A 15,527-nucleotide genomic window follows, 5' to 3' on the forward strand; every position below is an offset into this window, starting at 1 on the left:
GAAGGACACCACCCTTTGGGCTTTTGAATGCTCCACTCCCACCTGCCGCAACAATTCAGGAGAAAAGCAATGGTAGCCAAGAAGCGAGTCTTTATCAGTTTTGACTACGATAACGATGAGGGAGCAAAGATAATGCTGGCCGGCCAGGCGAAGCTGCCGGACAGCCCATTCGATTTCAAGGACGCTTCGATCAAGGAGCACCTCACCGGCGACTGGAAAGAAAAGGTAAAGCGGCGACTGGACAATATTGATGTAGTCGTTGTGCTATGCGGCGAGAAGACGCATACCGCGGCCGGTGTAGCCGCGGAACTTGAGATTGCCAAAGAGAAAGGCAAAGAGTACTTCTTGCTTGCCGCCTATTCGAACAAAACCTGCACGAAACCAAAAAGTGCTGCTTCCTCGGACAAGCTCTACAAGTGGACCTGGGATAACCTTAAGACTCTTATTGGTGGGCGGAGGTAACAGCGAATCATGCGCAAGGCACTTATCGTCGGGATCAACTACTACCAGAATATCGGCTGTCTCTACGGATGCGTGGACGACGCATACGCGGTGAAAGCGGTGCTGGATCGCAATAGCGACGGTACCATCAACTTTGGCACGAAGTTGCTCACAGGTACTGGACCAACCGATCTAGTAACGCGCGCTTTTCTCCGCGAGAACATAAAAGAACTGTTCATGGGGGAGTCTGAGACGGCTCTTTTCTACTTCGCGGGCCACGGCCACGTAGAGAGCACCGGCGGCTACATTATCCCGAGCGAAGCCTCGTCGGGTGACGAGGGCCTTCCGCTCAACGAGGTGCTTCACTTTGCAAATCAATCTGCGGCGCGAAATCGAATTATCATCCTAGACAGCTGCCACTCAGGCATTGTAGCTGCGTCGGTAACAGCAAGCGGATTCGCCGATATCAAGGAAGGCACGACAATCCTCACTGCATCGACGGCCGAGCAGTACGCTACGGAAGAGGATGGTGCTGGGGTTTTCACGACGCTGCTTGTTGATGCTTTGGGCGGCGCCGCGGGCAATCTCGTTGGGGAGGTCACACCAGGCAGCATATACGCCCATATCGATCAGTCACTTGGTCCATGGGATCAGCGCCCAGTGTTTAAGACCAACGTCAAGAGTTTTGTGTCCTTACGCCGCGTACAGCCACCTATAGCGCTGGCAGAGCTTCAGAGAATAACGGAATTCTTCCCAAAGCCCGGTCAGGAATTCGCGCTGGACCCTTCCTATGAACCCGAACGTCAGGGAACAGACTCGACAATTCCGCCACCGAATCCGATCAATACAGCTAAGTTCGCTGTTCTGCAAAAATACAACCGTGTTGGCTTGGTCGTCCCAACTGATGCTCCGCATATGTGGCATGCAGCAATGGGTAGCAAGTCCTGCCGATTGACGGTACTCGGCGAACACTATCGCCGGCTTGTAGAACGTGGCCGCATATAGTTCGGGCCCGCGTAAATCGGACCGTCGCAAGACGCGCAACTCTATCTATGGTCCGCACCATAATCAGAATTTTCATCGGAGCTGAATGCCGTATAATGGCGAAGGATGCTCTGGGGTGTCAGGCGACACCGTAAATTGACCCCCTAGCGACACGAGGAACTGACCCCCTCGTTCGCGAGGAGGCCATCATTGGAAACGAAGCACATCGAGGTGAATCCTGTACGCCGTCTGGTTTGCGGAGTGCAGGAGATGTTGGAGCCGGAGGCGGTCACGACGATCGTTCGGTTGGGGCAATCGGGCTGGGGTGCGAAGCGGATTGCGAAGGTGCTGGGCATCGCGCGCAACACGGTGCGGCGGTATCTGAACGCGGGCGGGCCGGTGGCGTACCGGCAGCCGCAGCGTGCCAGCGTGCTGGGCGGTCACGACGCATGGCTGCGGGAGCGTTTCCTGCAGCACCGGGGCAACTGCGACGTGGTGCGTCAGCAGTTGAGCAAGGAATTGGGGATCGAGACGAGCCTGCGCACGGTCGAGCGCGCGTGTCGAGGGTTCCGCCAGGAACTGGAGGCGAGTCGCCGTGCGACGATCCGCTTCGAGACCGGACCGGGCGAACAGATGCAGATCGACTTCGGCCAGACACGTGTGCTGATCGGCGGCGAGTCGGTGCGAGTGTTCCTGTTCGTGGCGACGCTGGGCTATTCGCGCCGGGGGTTTGCCTGTGCGTTCCGGCACGAGCGCCAGAGTGCGTGGTTCGCTGGGATCGAGGCGGCGTTTGTCCACTTCGGCGGACGGCCGCAGACGCTGCTCATCGACAACGCCAAGGCGCTGGTCGACAAACACGACACGCAGACGCGCCAGGTCCGACTCAACAGCCGCTTCGAGGCGTTCTGCCGGCACTGGGATATCCGTGCCAAGGCGTGCGCGCCGTTTCGCGCGCGCACCAAGGGCAAGACCGAGAACGGCGTGGGCTACGTGAAGAAGAACGCCATCGCCGGCCATGCTTTCGAGAGCTGGACGGCGATGGAGGCGCACCTGGCGCGCTGGCAGCGCGAGGTGGCCGATGTGCGCATCCACGGTACGACCGGTGTCACGCCCGCTGAGCGCTTCGACTTGGAGCGTGAACACCTGCGTCCGGTTGCCGGGATCGCCCCCTTCCTGCAGGTGCGCGAGCTCGTGCGCCGAGTCAATGCGGAGGGCTGCATCGAGCTCGACACCAACGCCTACAGCGTGCCGTGGCGGCTGATTGGCGAGACGGTGACGGTCGTGGTCAGCGCCGACACCGTGGTGGTCGAGTACGCCGGCGAGGAAGTCGCCCGCCATGCGGAGCTCGCCGGCAGTCGCGGTCGCAGCATCGAGCGCAGCCACCTGCTGGGTGGGTCGCTGCCGCCGGCCCAGATCGAGGCGCCGCCGCCCACCGATGCGCTGCTGCGTCCGCTGGCCGAGTACGAAGCGCTCGTCGGAGGAGGCTGGTGATGATCGATGCCGACCGACTCGACGAACTGCTCACCCGGCTGCGGCTCACGGCGATCCGCGACCAGCTCGACAGCCTGCTCGACGAAGCCAGCCGGGCGCAGATGACACTGCGCGAAGCGCTGCTCTTCCTGGCCGAGCGCGAGGTCGCCCGGCGCGACACCCGACGCATCCAGATGGGCATGAAGCTCGCCCGTTTCCCGTGCGTGCGCACGCTCGAAGGCTTCGACTTCGACGCGCAGCCCTCGATCGATCCAGGGCAGATCCGGGATCTGTCCTCCGGTCGCTGGATCGGGCACGGTCAGGCCTTGTTGCTGCTCGGCCCGCCGGGCGTAGGCAAGACGCACCTGGCGGTCGCCCTCGGGCGCGAAGCGGTGGATCGCGGCTACACGGTGCTCTTCACCTCGGCAGCGGCGCTGATGGCCGGGCTCACGAAGGCGCACGCCGACGGACGGCTCGAGGAGAAGCTGCTGCAGCTCTCCAAGCCCAAGCTGCTGATCATCGATGAGCTGGGCTACCTGCCGCTCGAGCCGGCCGCTGCGCACCTGTTCTTCCAGCTGGTGTCGCGACGCTACGAGCGGGCCAGCATGCTGATCACCAGCAACCGGCCCGTTGGCGAGTGGGGGCAGGTGTTCGGCGACGCGGTGGCCGCCACCGCCATCCTCGATCGGCTGCTCCATCACAGCCAGGTCATCACGATCCGGGGCGACAGCTACCGGCTGCGCGACAAGCGCCGCAGCGGCCTTCTGCAGAAGGCCGCTGCCCCCACCCCGATCACGTCGGAGAGTTGATTAACCCAGGGGGTCAATTCCAGATGTCGTCAGGGGGTTAAATCTTCGTGTCGCTTGACATGGGGTGGCCCATGGTCCTCGTCTATTAGTAATTGGCCGCTACGAAAATGTACAGAGAGCTATTCCGTAAGCAGTATGACTTCGAGCTAGAACAGCGAAATTCGATTGCTTCGGCCACGAATATACCAATCGTCGCCATTACTGTGGTGGCGAGTGCCACTTGCGCTATCCTACTCGACTTTCAATACGATCATTCGCTGGGTTGCTACGCTTTCGTTACCTGCTCGGCACTCACCATTCTGTCTTTTGGCTACTCTGTACTCTGTCTTTTCCGCTCATTCTGGAACTATGAATACCAGAAACTTCCGAATTCGTCTTTGCTCAAGCAGTACTTCGAGGATCTTCGGAATTGGCATCTTGGTAATGGTTGCTCGGCGGATGATGCAATAAGAAGCGCCGAGGTTGATTTTTTTGACTACCTGGATGGAAATCTGGCACAAGCAAGTGATAGAAATAGCCAAAACAACATTCTTCGCGGAAATTATTTACATCGAGCAACAGCAGCAGTAGCAACTGCCGTCTTATTCCTCATCCCAGCCGGCGCCATTTATACATACAACAAGGCAACGGCAGATGATAAAGTTCATGCTGTCAGAGTTGTAAACACTACTTTAATCTCAACCGAGGAAGAATTTATGAAAAATAGCCAACCTTCAGGTGGAACAAATCAACCAGCAACTGCTCCCGCTGTCCCTGTTTCAAACCCCAAACCGGCCGGCCCTCCGAATACATCCTTCAGAAGCGGCGTGAACACACCTAAACCGAACGCAAATAACGACAAGAGATGACTTCAGCCCGCTGATCGCCGCATTGAGCGACATCGGCGACGTGCCCGTGTCGACCAGGTGCAACTGGTTGATGCGCAGATCCTCCACGGTGGCGGTATCGGGGGCGCGCCCAAGGTGGCGCGTGAACCGGCACACCGCCCGGATGTAAGCACTCTGTGTCTTGGGGTTGAGCCTGCGCATCCGCATGTCGTCAAGCATTCGCTGGCGCAAGGGGCTGACGGGACGAGTCGGGGTGTCCATGGCTTGCTCCTGTCGAAGACGAGGCCCATTGCCTCATCTCCCAACACGGCAAGCCCGCTGCCCATGGAAACCACAAACGACGACCTGCGTCACGAGCGGTTCACCCGAGTTCGACAGTTACGCTCGCAAGTGCTTGTTTTTGCTAGAGCGCACTTTCAAAAATGCCACTACAGTCGCGCTTACATTTCGATAGTGGGGACGGCTACAGTGCTGCCGATCCGCTGGAGCCTGTGATCGAACGGGGGCGCGTTGCGAATGACCTGGCAATTTTTGGACACAGATTCAGTTCTGGGGTACCTAACGCCCGAATTTCACCATGCTTCCCAGTTCTCGCTCCCATGCTTTACTCAAATCTTACAAGTCCGGTTCTGTCGGAGGCGGAGGGATTTTAGTGGGGCCGTCGATTGGACGAATGTGTATCGTCGACATAATGGCAACTCCATGCGGCAACTATCGGCGCGCGAGTCGTATCAGTCCAGCGCCAAAGGACGTTCCTTCGAACTCGTAACTATCACTCCATTTCACGTGAAATGGCAATTCCTTGGCAATCCAACCGCAGAACTTATCGAAGTAGTATGCGCGCAAGGTTAGTCCAAGCTTGTTGGTGGTCTTGTCGTAGATAATCTGTTGCTCAGCATGTTCAGGGCCTTGTATCCGCTTCGCGGCGACTCTGGACTCGAATTGACTCAAGATCTCTTCTGTTTTTTGGCCAAGCTGCCGTGCGAGACCTTGCGCGATGAATTGCCGACGTATTGGAGATTGAAAATACCGATGGTAGGGGTCAAAGTTCCATTGAGCTTGAGTAGTGGCAATATCAAGAAGGAGTTCATCCCCAGCTTGCATGCGCACTGCAATCCTTCGCAAGAAGGTTTCAGCGCCTACGTCTAGATTGCCTATAGTATTGCCCAAGAGGCCAATCAACCACGGTCGCGGCACGCTGTGGTTAAGATGTTCGAACACGAAGTCTTGGCCATCTTCGAAATCCCCTAGAATCCCGAAAGGCACCAGAGCCCCGCTCAAACCAAGAGTTCTGGCTGCGTGGTGAATTAGACCCTCGCTAATGTCTACAGGAACGTATTGCACTATTGAACTAGGGGTCTGAAGCTTTTCATAGATGTCGCGATCACGTCGGGCATCCCCTGGCCCAAGTGAAATGAAGCTCCGCCAGCCAACACCGTCAAGTGCAGCCAGGGTTTTCTCCCGGTCGAGGTCGCGGTCGTTGCTGGTTTGCACGTTATTGAATTCGTCATCGGCATATGCCAACCATGCCTTCGCACCTTCAGTGCCACAATAGAGGGCGCGCTGGTGCCACTCGACAGGCATTTTGATGGAGTTAATCTTGGCGGCGACTTCAGCATCAGCGCGAATGTTGATGCAATTATTCTTTGTATGCTTTTTCTCGCCATCTAACGATATATTGATGCCATTGAGAACTAACGACGCAATCGAGTCGGGGTCAGTAGTGGCGCACACCCGGGTCAATCCAGCTAGGTCCGTAGGCAACCGAAGTTGGTTATCGGAGGGGGCGACAACGAAACATCGCCTGCGCCCCAATGCGGAAAGAAAAAAGCCGAGCTCAAAAATGACATTATCGCGCGGAATTAGCTGCTGATTTTTCCTTATCGTGGCTTGATCGTCGCCGAAGCACAGAAAAACGCCCGCGTCAGCTTTCTGAAGCGCTTCCTCTAAGGCTTCGAGATTGTATGTGGACGGATCAAATGACGTCCACCATCGGATAGGCACATGTCCAGCCCTGCTAAGGGCGTCTGCAACTTTAGATGCGAACCCAAGCTGTTCGGTGGAGCTTGCGAGGAAAATGTTGAATCTTGGCACTGATACTCCAGGGGGTAGCCGCTGACCGACGAAGCAATTGGCATGCCTTTAAACCAACATAGACGAATGTCAGCCGTCTGCAAGTGAAATGTAACGGCCGTCAGCAGCTCTTGTCGGCAGGGATAGGTCACCATCGGCCGCTTCGGATCGTCACAGCCTGCAGAACGAGGGGTTTCGGAAGCGACCGCTTCGGAGCAAGCCGGGGGACAGTAACTGGTCGGTAGTTCCAGTTGGCAGGATGGAGAAACCGCCGTTCGCCGTCGCCTGACACTCGAGCGGCAGGTGATCAACACAACGCTGTCTGAGGGGCCCGTCAAGCCACCGGCAGCTGAGGCCGAGCACGAGCCTGCCGCCCTTAAGAACCGGCTGAGCCTCGGAAGACCAGATAGCCGCCTTAGCGCTTGCAAACCTCCTCGGGCAGCGCCCGCGCGTCCCCGGTCGCGAACAGATGCACAAATGAAACGCGAGCCGCTCGACCGCGCGGCATGCCTTCCGCGATGCCGGACGGGCGGAGGATGAAGTGCTGCCGAGCGCTTCCCGGTCCACCGCTCCGCCTCCCGGGATCAGCCCCCGGAAGCGAGCCCCGCCCACGACAGCAATTCGGCGACGGCGGCGGCGCCTCCCCACCACAGCAGCAGCACCGAGGCCGCCGCCGCGAGCGTGACCAGGTAGCCGGCCAGGAGCATCAGGCCGTCGCGGAGGCGCAACCCCCAGGAGATGAGCACGATGGCCAGCGCGGGCAGCACATTGTCGAAGCTGATGATGGGCACGGGCGTCATCATCGACAGTCCGGCGATGGAGAGCATCGACGCGTTGAGCACGCGCACGCGGCGGTCGCTCAGGCGCAGCAGGCGGGGGCGGCCGAGGGACGCGACGATGCCGACGACGCGGCCGAACATCCGCTGCAGCAGCGCCCGGGCACGACCGTCGATCTCTCGCCTGGCGAGCCAGCGCGGCAAGGGCACGGGCTGGCCGATGCACAGGCCGAACGCGATCAGCAGGCAGAAGGCGCCGACCACCGAGGCCATGCCGGGGAGCGCGACCGGGAAAAGGAGCGGCATCGCCAGCAAGGACAGCCACACCAGCCGCTGCCGGTTGCTGCGGCCGAGGGCATCCGCCATCGTGCCGTCCATGGACGCAAGATGCGCCCCGGCAATCCGTTGCACGGTCGCGCGGCGCTTCTCGCTGGGGTATTCGGCTCGACGACGTGGTGCGCGGGGGTCCTGGTCTTCCATGACGGTCCGGAGATGATCGATCGGAACGGGACACGACGGTGTCTTCGCTTGTGCGGGAACGCGTGCTTCACGTTTTTCCTGTGGGGTCGGACCAGTCCCGGCGTCCGCCGGTTCCCCCGCGTCGCGACCCGCCGCGGAGCCGGCCTGCACTCCCCGTGCGAGCCGCTTGCGGGCCGCGATCACGAGAACGTTTTGGTGGTACGGTTGGGGTCCCCTCGCCCGCAGCCCGCCCGCTGCGGGGCTCTCCTCCACGTTCGCCGACCTGGTGCAGCATGAGCGATGGTTTCCAGCCCGCGTCGATCGACGCCGACGGCGCACGGCGCTCCGCGATGCCGATCCCGCGTCTCGACCCGGAGTCCGCCCTGGTGTTCGTGATCAACGCTTCCGCGGGCGCGCACGACGTCGACGCCAAGCGTGCCGTGATCGAATCGACCCTCGCCGCCCACGGCCGCAGGGGCGAACTGCTGATCTGCGGCCCGGACGAGCTGGCACGCGTGGCCACCCAGGCCGCAGCGGCGGCGCTGGCGCGCGGCACGGCGGTGGTCGCCGTGGGCGGCGACGGCAGCCTCGGCACGGTCGCCCAGGCCGCGCACGCGGCGGGCTGCCCGATGGGCGTCATCCCGTACGGGACCTTCAACTACTTCGCGAGGACGCACGGCATCCCCACCGAGCCCGCGGCCGCGGCGCGGCAGTTGCTGGATGCGCGCCCGCGGCCAGTGCAGGTGGGGGCCATCAACGACCGCGTCTTCCTGGTCAATGCCAGCCTGGGCGTCTATCCCGAACTCCTGCAGGATCGCGAGGCCTACAAGGCCCGCTTCGGCCGTAGCCGCTGGGTGGCGTTCGTCGCGGGCTGCGCGACGCTGCTGCGTGCGCAGCGCCGGCTGCGCCTGCACATCGAGACCGGCTCCACCGTTCGCGACGTGCAGACGCTGACCCTCTTCGTCGGCAACAACCGGCTGCAGCTGCAGCAGTTCGGCGCGGAGCCCGCGGACACCCTCGCCGGCACGCCCGGCGATGGCTGCCTGGCCGCGCTGATGCTGCGGCCCATCGGCACCCTGTCGATGCTCGGGCTGATGCTTCATGGGGCGATGGGCCGGCTGGGTGAAGCCGCCGGGGTGGAGAGCTTCGAGTTCACCCACATGGTGGTGAAGCCCAGGCTGGCGCCCGGTCGCAGGGAGGTCGTGGTGGCCTTCGACGGCGAGGTGGCGCGGATGCGCGCGCCCATCGAGATCCGCGTGCTGGACAAGCCCTTGTACCTGCTCCAGGCCCCTGACCCGGCAGGCACGCCCGAGGCCGGGCCATGAGGGCTGCGGCATGAGCGTCCTGCTGCACATCGCCGACACCCACTTCGGCACCGAGCAGCCGCCGGTGGTCGAGGCCCTGGTCGCCCTCGCAGCGCAGCAGCGGCCGGACCTGGTGGTGCTCGCGGGCGACATCACGCAGCGCGCGCGACCCGCCCAGTTCCGCGCGGCGAGGGCCTTCGTCGACCGACTGGGGGCGCCGGTCCTGGCGGTGCCCGGCAACCACGACATCGCCTTGTTCGATCTCTGGGCGCGCCTGACCCGCCCGTACGCGCGCTTCGCCGAGGTGTTCGGCGCCGACCTCGAGCCGGTTCACGCGTCGGCGGACCTGCTGGTCGTCGGGGTCAACACCACGCGCGCCTGGCGGCACAAGAACGGGGAGGTGTCGGCCGCGCAGGTCGACCGTGTGGCAGGTCTGCTGGCCTCGGCGAGTCCGCAGCAGTTGCGCGTGGTGGTGGTGCATCAGCCCGCGGCGGTGTCCTGTCCGGGGGACCGGGCCGACCTGGTGCGCGGCCACCAGGCCGCCCTGCGGGCGTGGTCGGTCGCCGGGGCCGATCTCGTCCTCGGCGGACACATCCATCTGCCCTACACGCTGGCACCGCCCGGTCTTGCACGGCGGCTATGGGTGCTCCAGGCCGGCACCGCGGTCTCGTGGCGCACGCGTGCGGAGGTGCCCAATTCGGTGAACATCCTGCGCTGGGGCGAGGCCGCCGCGGCGCACGAGCACCCGGCGCGGTGCGGCGCGGCGGAGGGTGCAAGCTGCCTCGTCGAACAGTGGGACTTCGTGCGCAAGGATCGACGCTTCGTCCGCAAGGCGGTCACGCGCGTGCGCCCGGAACGCCCCTGATCGCGAGGCCCCTGCGGGCGCCGCGTGGGGCCACGGGCGCAGGACTCATGATTTTCTGTAGGAGGCGCTGGAGCTTGCGTCGAGGCGGGCAGCGTCGACCATCGGTGACAATCCTCCGGAAAGTCACGCCCGCCGAGGAGTCTCACCGTGAAACCCGAGCACCGCGCAGTCCCTGCCGCCCCCATCGCCCCCATCGCCCCCATCGCCGGCCACGTGCCGCCGCGCGCGAAGAAGCTCGCCTCCCTGCTCCACCTCGGCGTTCCGGGTGCGCTGGCCGGCTTCGCCTGCCTCGCCGGCGCGCAGCAGGCCGCGCCGGCGGCCGCGGAGGCGGTGACGCTCAATCCGGTGGTGGTCACCGGCGCACCCACCGCCACCGAGAGCTTCGACCTGCCCTACTCGGTCGATTCGGTGGACATGCGCGCCAACCAGGCCGGGAACCTCGGCGTGAATGCCTCCGAGGCGCTCGCCGGCGTGCCCGGCCTGGTGATCCAGAATCGCCAGAACTACGCCCAGGACCTGCAGATCTCGGTGCGCGGCTTCGGCGCACGCGCGGCCTTCGGCGTGCGCGGCGTCAAGCTCATCGCCGACGGCATCCCCGCCACCAACCCGGACGGCCAGGGCCAGGCCGCCACCTTCAACCTCGACACCGCCGAACGCATCGAGGTCATGCGCGGGCCCTTCTCCACCGTCTATGGCAACCACGCCGGCGGGGTCATCCAGCTCTTCTCGCGCACCGGTGAAGGCGCGCCGCGCGTGCGCGCGAGCGCGCTCGGCGGCAGCTGGGGCACGACCAAGTTCGGCCTCGGCGCCGAAGGCGAGAAGGACGGCATCGGCTTCGTGCTCGACGCTTCGCGCTTCGACACCGACGGCTACCGTGACCACAGCAAGACCCGCCGCGACCAGGGCTTCGCCAAGCTGACCCTGAACCCGGACGAGGACAGCACGCTGACCCTGGTGGCCAACGGGCTGCGCCAGCCGGAGACGCAGGATCCGCTGGGAGTGACCTGGGAGACCTACGAGCGCGATCCGCAGTCGCTCACGATCGATCCGCTCGACCCCGCCACGCCGAAGCGCTCCTACGCGGACCGCTACAACACGCGCAAGAGCATCCACCACGTGCAGGGCGGGGCCACCTACGAGCGCCGCCTCGGCGAGGATCGCCTGCAGGTGTCGGCCTACGCGGGCAGCCGCGCGGTCACCCAGTACCAGTCCTTCTCCAGGGTCTTCCAGTCCAGCCCGCGCCATGCGGGTGGCGTGGTCGACTTCGACCGCGACTTCCACGGCATGGGCCTGCGCTGGATTTCGCAACGCGCGCTGGGGAGCGGCGAGCTCACCCTGACCGCCGGCGTCGACTACGATCGCTCCGAGGACGATCGGCGCGGCTACGAGAACTTCGTCGGCAGCACGCTCGGGGTGAAGGGAGCGCTGCGCCGCGACGAGCTCGACACCATCACCAGCATCGACCCCTATGTCCAGGCGCTGTGGAAGAGCGGACCGTGGCAGTGGTCGCTCGGAGCCCGCCATTCGCGCGTTTCGTTCAAGGTGGAAGACCGCTACATCAAGACCGACAACCCCGACGACAGCGGCAGCGTGCGCTTCAGCAAGACCACCCCGGCGCTCGGGGTGAGCTATGCGCTGAGCCCCGCGACCAACCTCTACGCCAGCGTGGGTGCAGGCTACGAGACGCCCACGCTCAACGAGCTGTCGTACGCGACCCCGACCACCGGCTTCAATTTCGGGCTGCGTCCGAGCACCAGCCGCCAGGCCGAGATCGGCATCAAGACCTTCGTGAGCGACAACGCGCGGATCAACGCCGCGCTGTTCCGCATCGAGACCGACGACGAGATCGTCGTCCTGGCCTCGGAGGACGGCCGGACCAGCTACCAGAACGCCGGGCGCACGCTGCGCCAGGGGCTCGAGCTGGCCGCTCAGGCCGAGCTGACCCGCACGCTGACGGCGCGGGCCTCGCTGACCTGGATGCAGGCCGAGTACGACGAGGCGTTCAGCAGCCGCGGGACCACCGTGGCGGCCGGAAACCGCATTCCGGGTGTTCCGCGCATCGCGGCCTTCGCCGAGCTCGCCTGGGAAGCCACGCCGGGCGTGACGCTCGCGGGCGAGGTGCTGCATCGCGGCGAGGTCGAGGTCAGCGACCTCAACAACGACCACGTCGCACCGGCCTACACGCTCGTCAATCTGCGCCTGTCCGCCGAGCAACGCCAGGGGCCGTGGACCTTCGGCCAGTTGCTGCGGGTGGACAACGTGCTCGATCGCGAATACGTCGGCTCGGTGATCGTCGGCGACAGCAACAAGCGCTATTACGAGCCCGGTCCCGAGCGCAGCGTGTATGCCGGGGTGAGCGCGAGCTACCGGTTCTGAGCGACGGCCGGCGCGGACTCCTGACGATCCGCCGCCATCGCGGATCGGCGGCGGATCGCGACTTGCGTCGCTCCCACGAAAACCCGCGCGGCTACGGCACTGTAGGAGCGACGCAAGTCGCGATCGGCCGCGATACAAAAATCCGCGCGCTTGCGGTGCCGTAGGAGCGACGCAAGTCGCGATCGACCGCGATACAAAAACCCGCGCTTGCGGTGCCGTGGGAGCGACGCGAGTCGCGATTGCAGCCGCGATACAGGCAGGGCAGCGGCGGAAGCACGACGCGGACCGGAACGCCGCCGATCGCGACTTGCGTCGCTCCCACGAAAACCCGCGCGGCTGCGGCGCTGTAGGAGCGACGCAAGTCGCGATCGGCCGTGATACGAGAACCCGCGCGCTTGCGGTGCCGTGGGAGCGACGCGAGTCGCGATTGCAGCCGCGATACAGGCAGGGCAGCGGCGGAAGCACGACGCGGACCGGAACGCCGCCGATCGCGACTTGCGTCGCTCCCACGAAAACCCGAGCGGCTGCGGCGCTGTAGGAGCGACGCAAGTCGCGATCCGCCGTGATACGAGAACCCGCGCGCTTGCGGTGCCGTGGGAGCGACGCGAGTCGCGATTGCGGCCGCGATACAGGCAGGGCAGCGGCGGAAGCACGACGCGGACCGGAACGCCGCCGATCGCGACTTGCGTCGCTCCCACGAAAACCCGCACGGCTACGGCGCTGTAGGAGCGACGCAAGTCGCGATCGACCGTGATACGAGAACCCGCGCGCTTGCGGTGCCGTGGGAGCGACGCGAGTCGCGATTGCAGCCGCGATACAGGCAGGGCAGCGGCGGAAGCACGACGCGGACCGGAACGCCGCCGATCGCGACTTGCGTCGCTCCCACGAAAACCCGCGCGGCTGCGGCACTGTAGGAGCGACGCGAGTCGCGATCCTCCGTGATACGAGAAGAACCCGCGCGCTTGCGGCGCCGTAGGAGCGACGCGAGTCGCGATCGGCTTCGCGCCCTGCACCGCGCGCAATACGCCGCTCAGAACGGCCGTCCCATCCGCCGATAGAGCGTGTTGCGCGTGACGCCAAGGTGACGGGCGGCGGCGGAGAGGTTGCCGTCGAAGCGCTCGATCGCGGCGCGGATGGCGTCGTCGTCGAGCGCGCGCGCGCGCCGCAGCGGTAGCGGCAGCGGGTCGGGATCGTCGGCGGGCCGCGCGGAACGCGGCTCGCCGCGTTCGGTCCATGGCGACGGGGCGAGCGCCGGCGCATCGCCGACCGCCTGCAGCACTTCCTCGGGCAGATGCACCGGCAGGATGCGCGTCTCGCCCTCGTCGAGCAACGCGAGCGCGACCTCGAGCACGTTCTGCAGCTGGCGGATGTTCCCCGGCCAGGGGTAGGCCGCGAGGATCGCCATCGTCTCCGGCGCGACGTCGACGCGCGCGGGCTCGGGGTGGTGGCTGCTGCCGTCGAGCAGGCGGCGCACGATGCGCTGCAGGTCGCTGCGCGCGCGCAGTGGCGGCAACTGCACGCCGAGGCCGTTGACCCGGTAGTAGAGATCCTCGCGGAAGCGCCCGGCCTTGACCTGCTCGCCGAGCTGGCGGTGGGTCGCGCACAGCAGCGCGATATCGACCGGTACCGCGGAGCCCGCGCCCACCGGCTGCACGCAGCGCTCCTGCAGCACGCGCAGCAGCCGCGCCTGCATCGCCAGCGGCATGTCGCCGATCTCGTCGAGGAAGAGCGTGCCGCCATGGGCCTGCTGGATGCGGCCGATCGCCCCCTCCTTGCGCGCGCCGGTGAAGGCGCCGCCGACGTAGCCGAAGAGCTCGGACTCGATCAGGTTCTCGGGGATGGCCGCGCAGTTGACCGCGACGAAGGGGCCGTCCGCGCGCGGACCGCTGTTGTGGCAGGCGCGCGCGAGGAGTTCCTTGCCGGAGCCGGACTCGCCCTGGATCAGGATCGGGATGCTGCGCCCGACGATGCGCGCACAGCGGTCGAGCACGAACTGCAGCGCGGGGTCGCCGGTGGACAGGGTCTCGAGGGTGGTCCTGTGGCGCGCCGAGCGCGAGGGATCGGGGGCGGCGGCAACGCGGGCCGTGCCGGCCGGGGCCGACTGCGCGCCGGCCTGCCAGGCCGGGCTCAGCCGCAGGCGCGCGTGGATGCGTGCGCCCGAACGCAGCTCGAGTTCGACCAGCGCGGCCGGATCGCGCGCCGCGCGCCCGATCAGCGTGCCGAAGCCGCCCCGGAACAGGCTGGAGAAATTTCCCAGGCCCGCCACCCGGCGCTCGTCGACGCCGAGCAGCGCGCGCGCCTGGCGGTCGGCGGCGATGATCTCGCCATCCGCATCGATCGCCAGCAGACCCTCCTGCAGGCCGCCGACGCCCTCGGGACGCGGATGGAAGGAGAGCAGCGCATGGCGCGCATGCTCGCTCTCGAACAAGCGGCGTTCGACCAGGCGCACCCCCATGCGCGCGAGCCCGAGCGTATGGGGCTGGTGGCTGCGGTGGTCGCCCGAGATATCCAGCGCGCCGAGCAGTTCGCCGCGCCAGTCGAAGATCGGCGCCGCGCTGCAGGTGAGCACGCCGTTGCAGTCGAGGTAGTGCTCGGCGCCGAGCACCTCGACCGGCGCACGCTCGATCAGGGTGGCGCCGATCGCGTTGGTGCCGCGCTCGCATTCGCTCCAGTTCGCGCCCGCCTGCAGCGCGACGCGGTTGGCGCGGTCGACGAAGGCGGGGTCGCCGATGCCGTGCAGGATCATCCCGCTGGCGTCGGCGAGCAGCACCATGCTGCCCGAGGAACGGATCTGTTCGTGCAGGTGCTCCATGACGCCGCTGGCGTGCGCGAGCAAGGCCGCGCTGCGCTCGCGCGCCACCATCAGGTCGCCCCGCGTGGTGCTGGGCGGGCGCACGCGCTCGCCCATGTCCAATCCCAGGCGCTGGCAGCGCGCCCAGGAGCGCAGCACCGGCACCGGCAGGCCCGCGTCGGGCACCTGGCCGGAGGCGGAAAACTGCCTGCGCAGCGACTCGACCACCGCCGCCTGCGCGGCACGCATCGTGTTATCGACCATCGTCTCCTCTCCACCTGCGGCCGCGGTGCGGCGGCGTTCGGCACGCCTCGCCCGGGCTCTTCCATCGTCGTCGAGGCCGCTCCGGGGG

General features: G+C 65.4%; 12 protein-coding genes. 8 read left to right on the top strand and 4 right to left on the bottom strand.

Annotated elements, in window-relative coordinates; all coding sequences use genetic code 11:
* The first annotated feature begins 69 nt into the window (after nucleotides 1–69).
* The 5 genes from PO78_RS19960 (at nucleotide 70) to PO78_RS23275 (ending at nucleotide 4,552) form a co-directional block, all read left to right on the top strand.
* On the top strand, nucleotides 70–462 hold the full coding sequence (locus tag PO78_RS19960; protein WP_043746392.1) for a TIR domain-containing protein: 393 nt from the start codon (nucleotides 70–72) through the stop codon (nucleotides 460–462).
* Between the two features lie 9 nt (nucleotides 463–471).
* Entirely contained in the window at nucleotides 472–1,446 is a 975-nt protein-coding gene (locus PO78_RS22595; RefSeq protein WP_082047922.1) for a caspase family protein, read from the top strand.
* Nucleotides 1,447–1,695: 249 nt separating this feature from the next.
* A complete protein-coding gene (gene istA / locus PO78_RS19965; RefSeq protein WP_043746394.1) occupies nucleotides 1,696–2,916 on the top strand; it encodes an IS21 family transposase in 1,221 nt (406 codons plus the stop codon).
* A complete protein-coding gene (gene istB / locus PO78_RS19970; RefSeq protein WP_004299423.1) occupies nucleotides 2,916–3,704 on the top strand; it encodes an IS21-like element helper ATPase IstB in 789 nt (262 codons plus the stop codon). The genes istA and istB overlap by 1 nt, the downstream gene beginning before the upstream one ends.
* A 107-nt stretch (nucleotides 3,705–3,811) precedes the next feature.
* The gene (locus PO78_RS23275) at nucleotides 3,812–4,552 is read left to right on the top strand and encodes a hypothetical protein (RefSeq protein ID WP_197068823.1); all 741 of its coding nucleotides are present in this window, start codon (nucleotides 3,812–3,814) and stop codon (nucleotides 4,550–4,552) included.
* Here PO78_RS23275 and PO78_RS19975 read toward each other — a convergent pair.
* From PO78_RS19975 to PO78_RS19980, 3 genes are all read right to left on the bottom strand, one after another.
* Nucleotides 4,463–4,792 (bottom strand): site-specific integrase, encoded by a 330-nt coding sequence (locus tag PO78_RS19975; RefSeq protein ID WP_043746397.1) that lies wholly within the window; start codon nucleotides 4,790–4,792, stop codon nucleotides 4,463–4,465. The genes PO78_RS23275 and PO78_RS19975 overlap by 90 nt on opposite strands.
* 450 nt (nucleotides 4,793–5,242) lie before the next feature.
* Entirely contained in the window at nucleotides 5,243–6,625 is a 1,383-nt protein-coding gene (locus tag PO78_RS22600) for an L-histidine N(alpha)-methyltransferase (RefSeq protein ID WP_082047923.1), read from the bottom strand.
* A gap of 563 nt (nucleotides 6,626–7,188) precedes the next feature.
* A complete protein-coding gene (locus tag PO78_RS19980) occupies nucleotides 7,189–7,860 on the bottom strand; it encodes an exopolysaccharide biosynthesis protein (RefSeq protein WP_231570776.1) in 672 nt (223 codons plus the stop codon).
* Between the two features lie 272 nt (nucleotides 7,861–8,132).
* Between PO78_RS19980 and PO78_RS19985 the strand changes: the two genes are divergently transcribed.
* From PO78_RS19985 to PO78_RS19995, 3 genes are all read left to right on the top strand, one after another.
* On the top strand, nucleotides 8,133–9,164 hold the full coding sequence (locus PO78_RS19985; RefSeq protein WP_043746400.1) for a diacylglycerol/lipid kinase family protein: 1,032 nt from the start codon (nucleotides 8,133–8,135) through the stop codon (nucleotides 9,162–9,164).
* Nucleotides 9,165–9,174: 10 nt separating this feature from the next.
* Nucleotides 9,175–10,008 carry a metallophosphoesterase family protein gene (locus tag PO78_RS19990; protein ID WP_043746404.1) on the top strand — a complete coding sequence of 278 codons (834 nt, stop codon included), beginning with the start codon at nucleotides 9,175–9,177 and terminating at the stop codon, nucleotides 10,006–10,008.
* A gap of 147 nt (nucleotides 10,009–10,155) precedes the next feature.
* On the top strand, nucleotides 10,156–12,384 hold the full coding sequence (locus tag PO78_RS19995; RefSeq protein WP_043746406.1) for a TonB-dependent receptor family protein: 2,229 nt from the start codon (nucleotides 10,156–10,158) through the stop codon (nucleotides 12,382–12,384).
* A 1,030-nt stretch (nucleotides 12,385–13,414) separates the two neighbouring features.
* On the opposite strand, the gene PO78_RS20000 is transcribed toward PO78_RS19995, so the two are convergent.
* Nucleotides 13,415–15,439 carry a sigma-54-dependent Fis family transcriptional regulator gene (locus PO78_RS20000; RefSeq protein WP_043746409.1) on the bottom strand — a complete coding sequence of 675 codons (2,025 nt, stop codon included), beginning with the start codon at nucleotides 15,437–15,439 and terminating at the stop codon, nucleotides 13,415–13,417.
* Nucleotides 15,440–15,527: the final 88 nt, after the last annotated feature.

This window comes from Thauera sp. SWB20 (genome assembly GCF_000831325.1).
Classification (GTDB): domain Bacteria; phylum Pseudomonadota; class Gammaproteobacteria; order Burkholderiales; family Rhodocyclaceae; genus Thauera; species Thauera aminoaromatica.

Bases quoted from the DNA above. Each gene is read 5' to 3' on its own strand.
- PO78_RS19960 (WP_043746392.1), top strand. From the start codon at position 70: ATGGTAGCCAAGAAGCGAGTCTTTATCAGTTTTGACTACGATAACGAT.
- PO78_RS22595 (WP_082047922.1), top strand. From the start codon at position 472: ATGCGCAAGGCACTTATCGTCGGGATCAACTACTACCAGAATATCGGC.
- istA (WP_043746394.1), top strand. From the start codon at position 1,696: ATGTTGGAGCCGGAGGCGGTCACGACGATCGTTCGGTTGGGGCAATCG.
- istB (WP_004299423.1), top strand. From the start codon at position 2,916: ATGATCGATGCCGACCGACTCGACGAACTGCTCACCCGGCTGCGGCTC.
- PO78_RS23275 (WP_197068823.1), top strand. From the start codon at position 3,812: ATGTACAGAGAGCTATTCCGTAAGCAGTATGACTTCGAGCTAGAACAG.
- PO78_RS19975 (WP_043746397.1), bottom strand. From the start codon at position 4,792: ATGGACACCCCGACTCGTCCCGTCAGCCCCTTGCGCCAGCGAATGCTT.
- PO78_RS19980 (WP_231570776.1), bottom strand. From the start codon at position 7,860: ATGGAAGACCAGGACCCCCGCGCACCACGTCGTCGAGCCGAATACCCC.
- PO78_RS19985 (WP_043746400.1), top strand. From the start codon at position 8,133: ATGAGCGATGGTTTCCAGCCCGCGTCGATCGACGCCGACGGCGCACGG.
- PO78_RS19990 (WP_043746404.1), top strand. From the start codon at position 9,175: ATGAGCGTCCTGCTGCACATCGCCGACACCCACTTCGGCACCGAGCAG.
- PO78_RS20000 (WP_043746409.1), bottom strand. From the start codon at position 15,439: ATGGTCGATAACACGATGCGTGCCGCGCAGGCGGCGGTGGTCGAGTCG.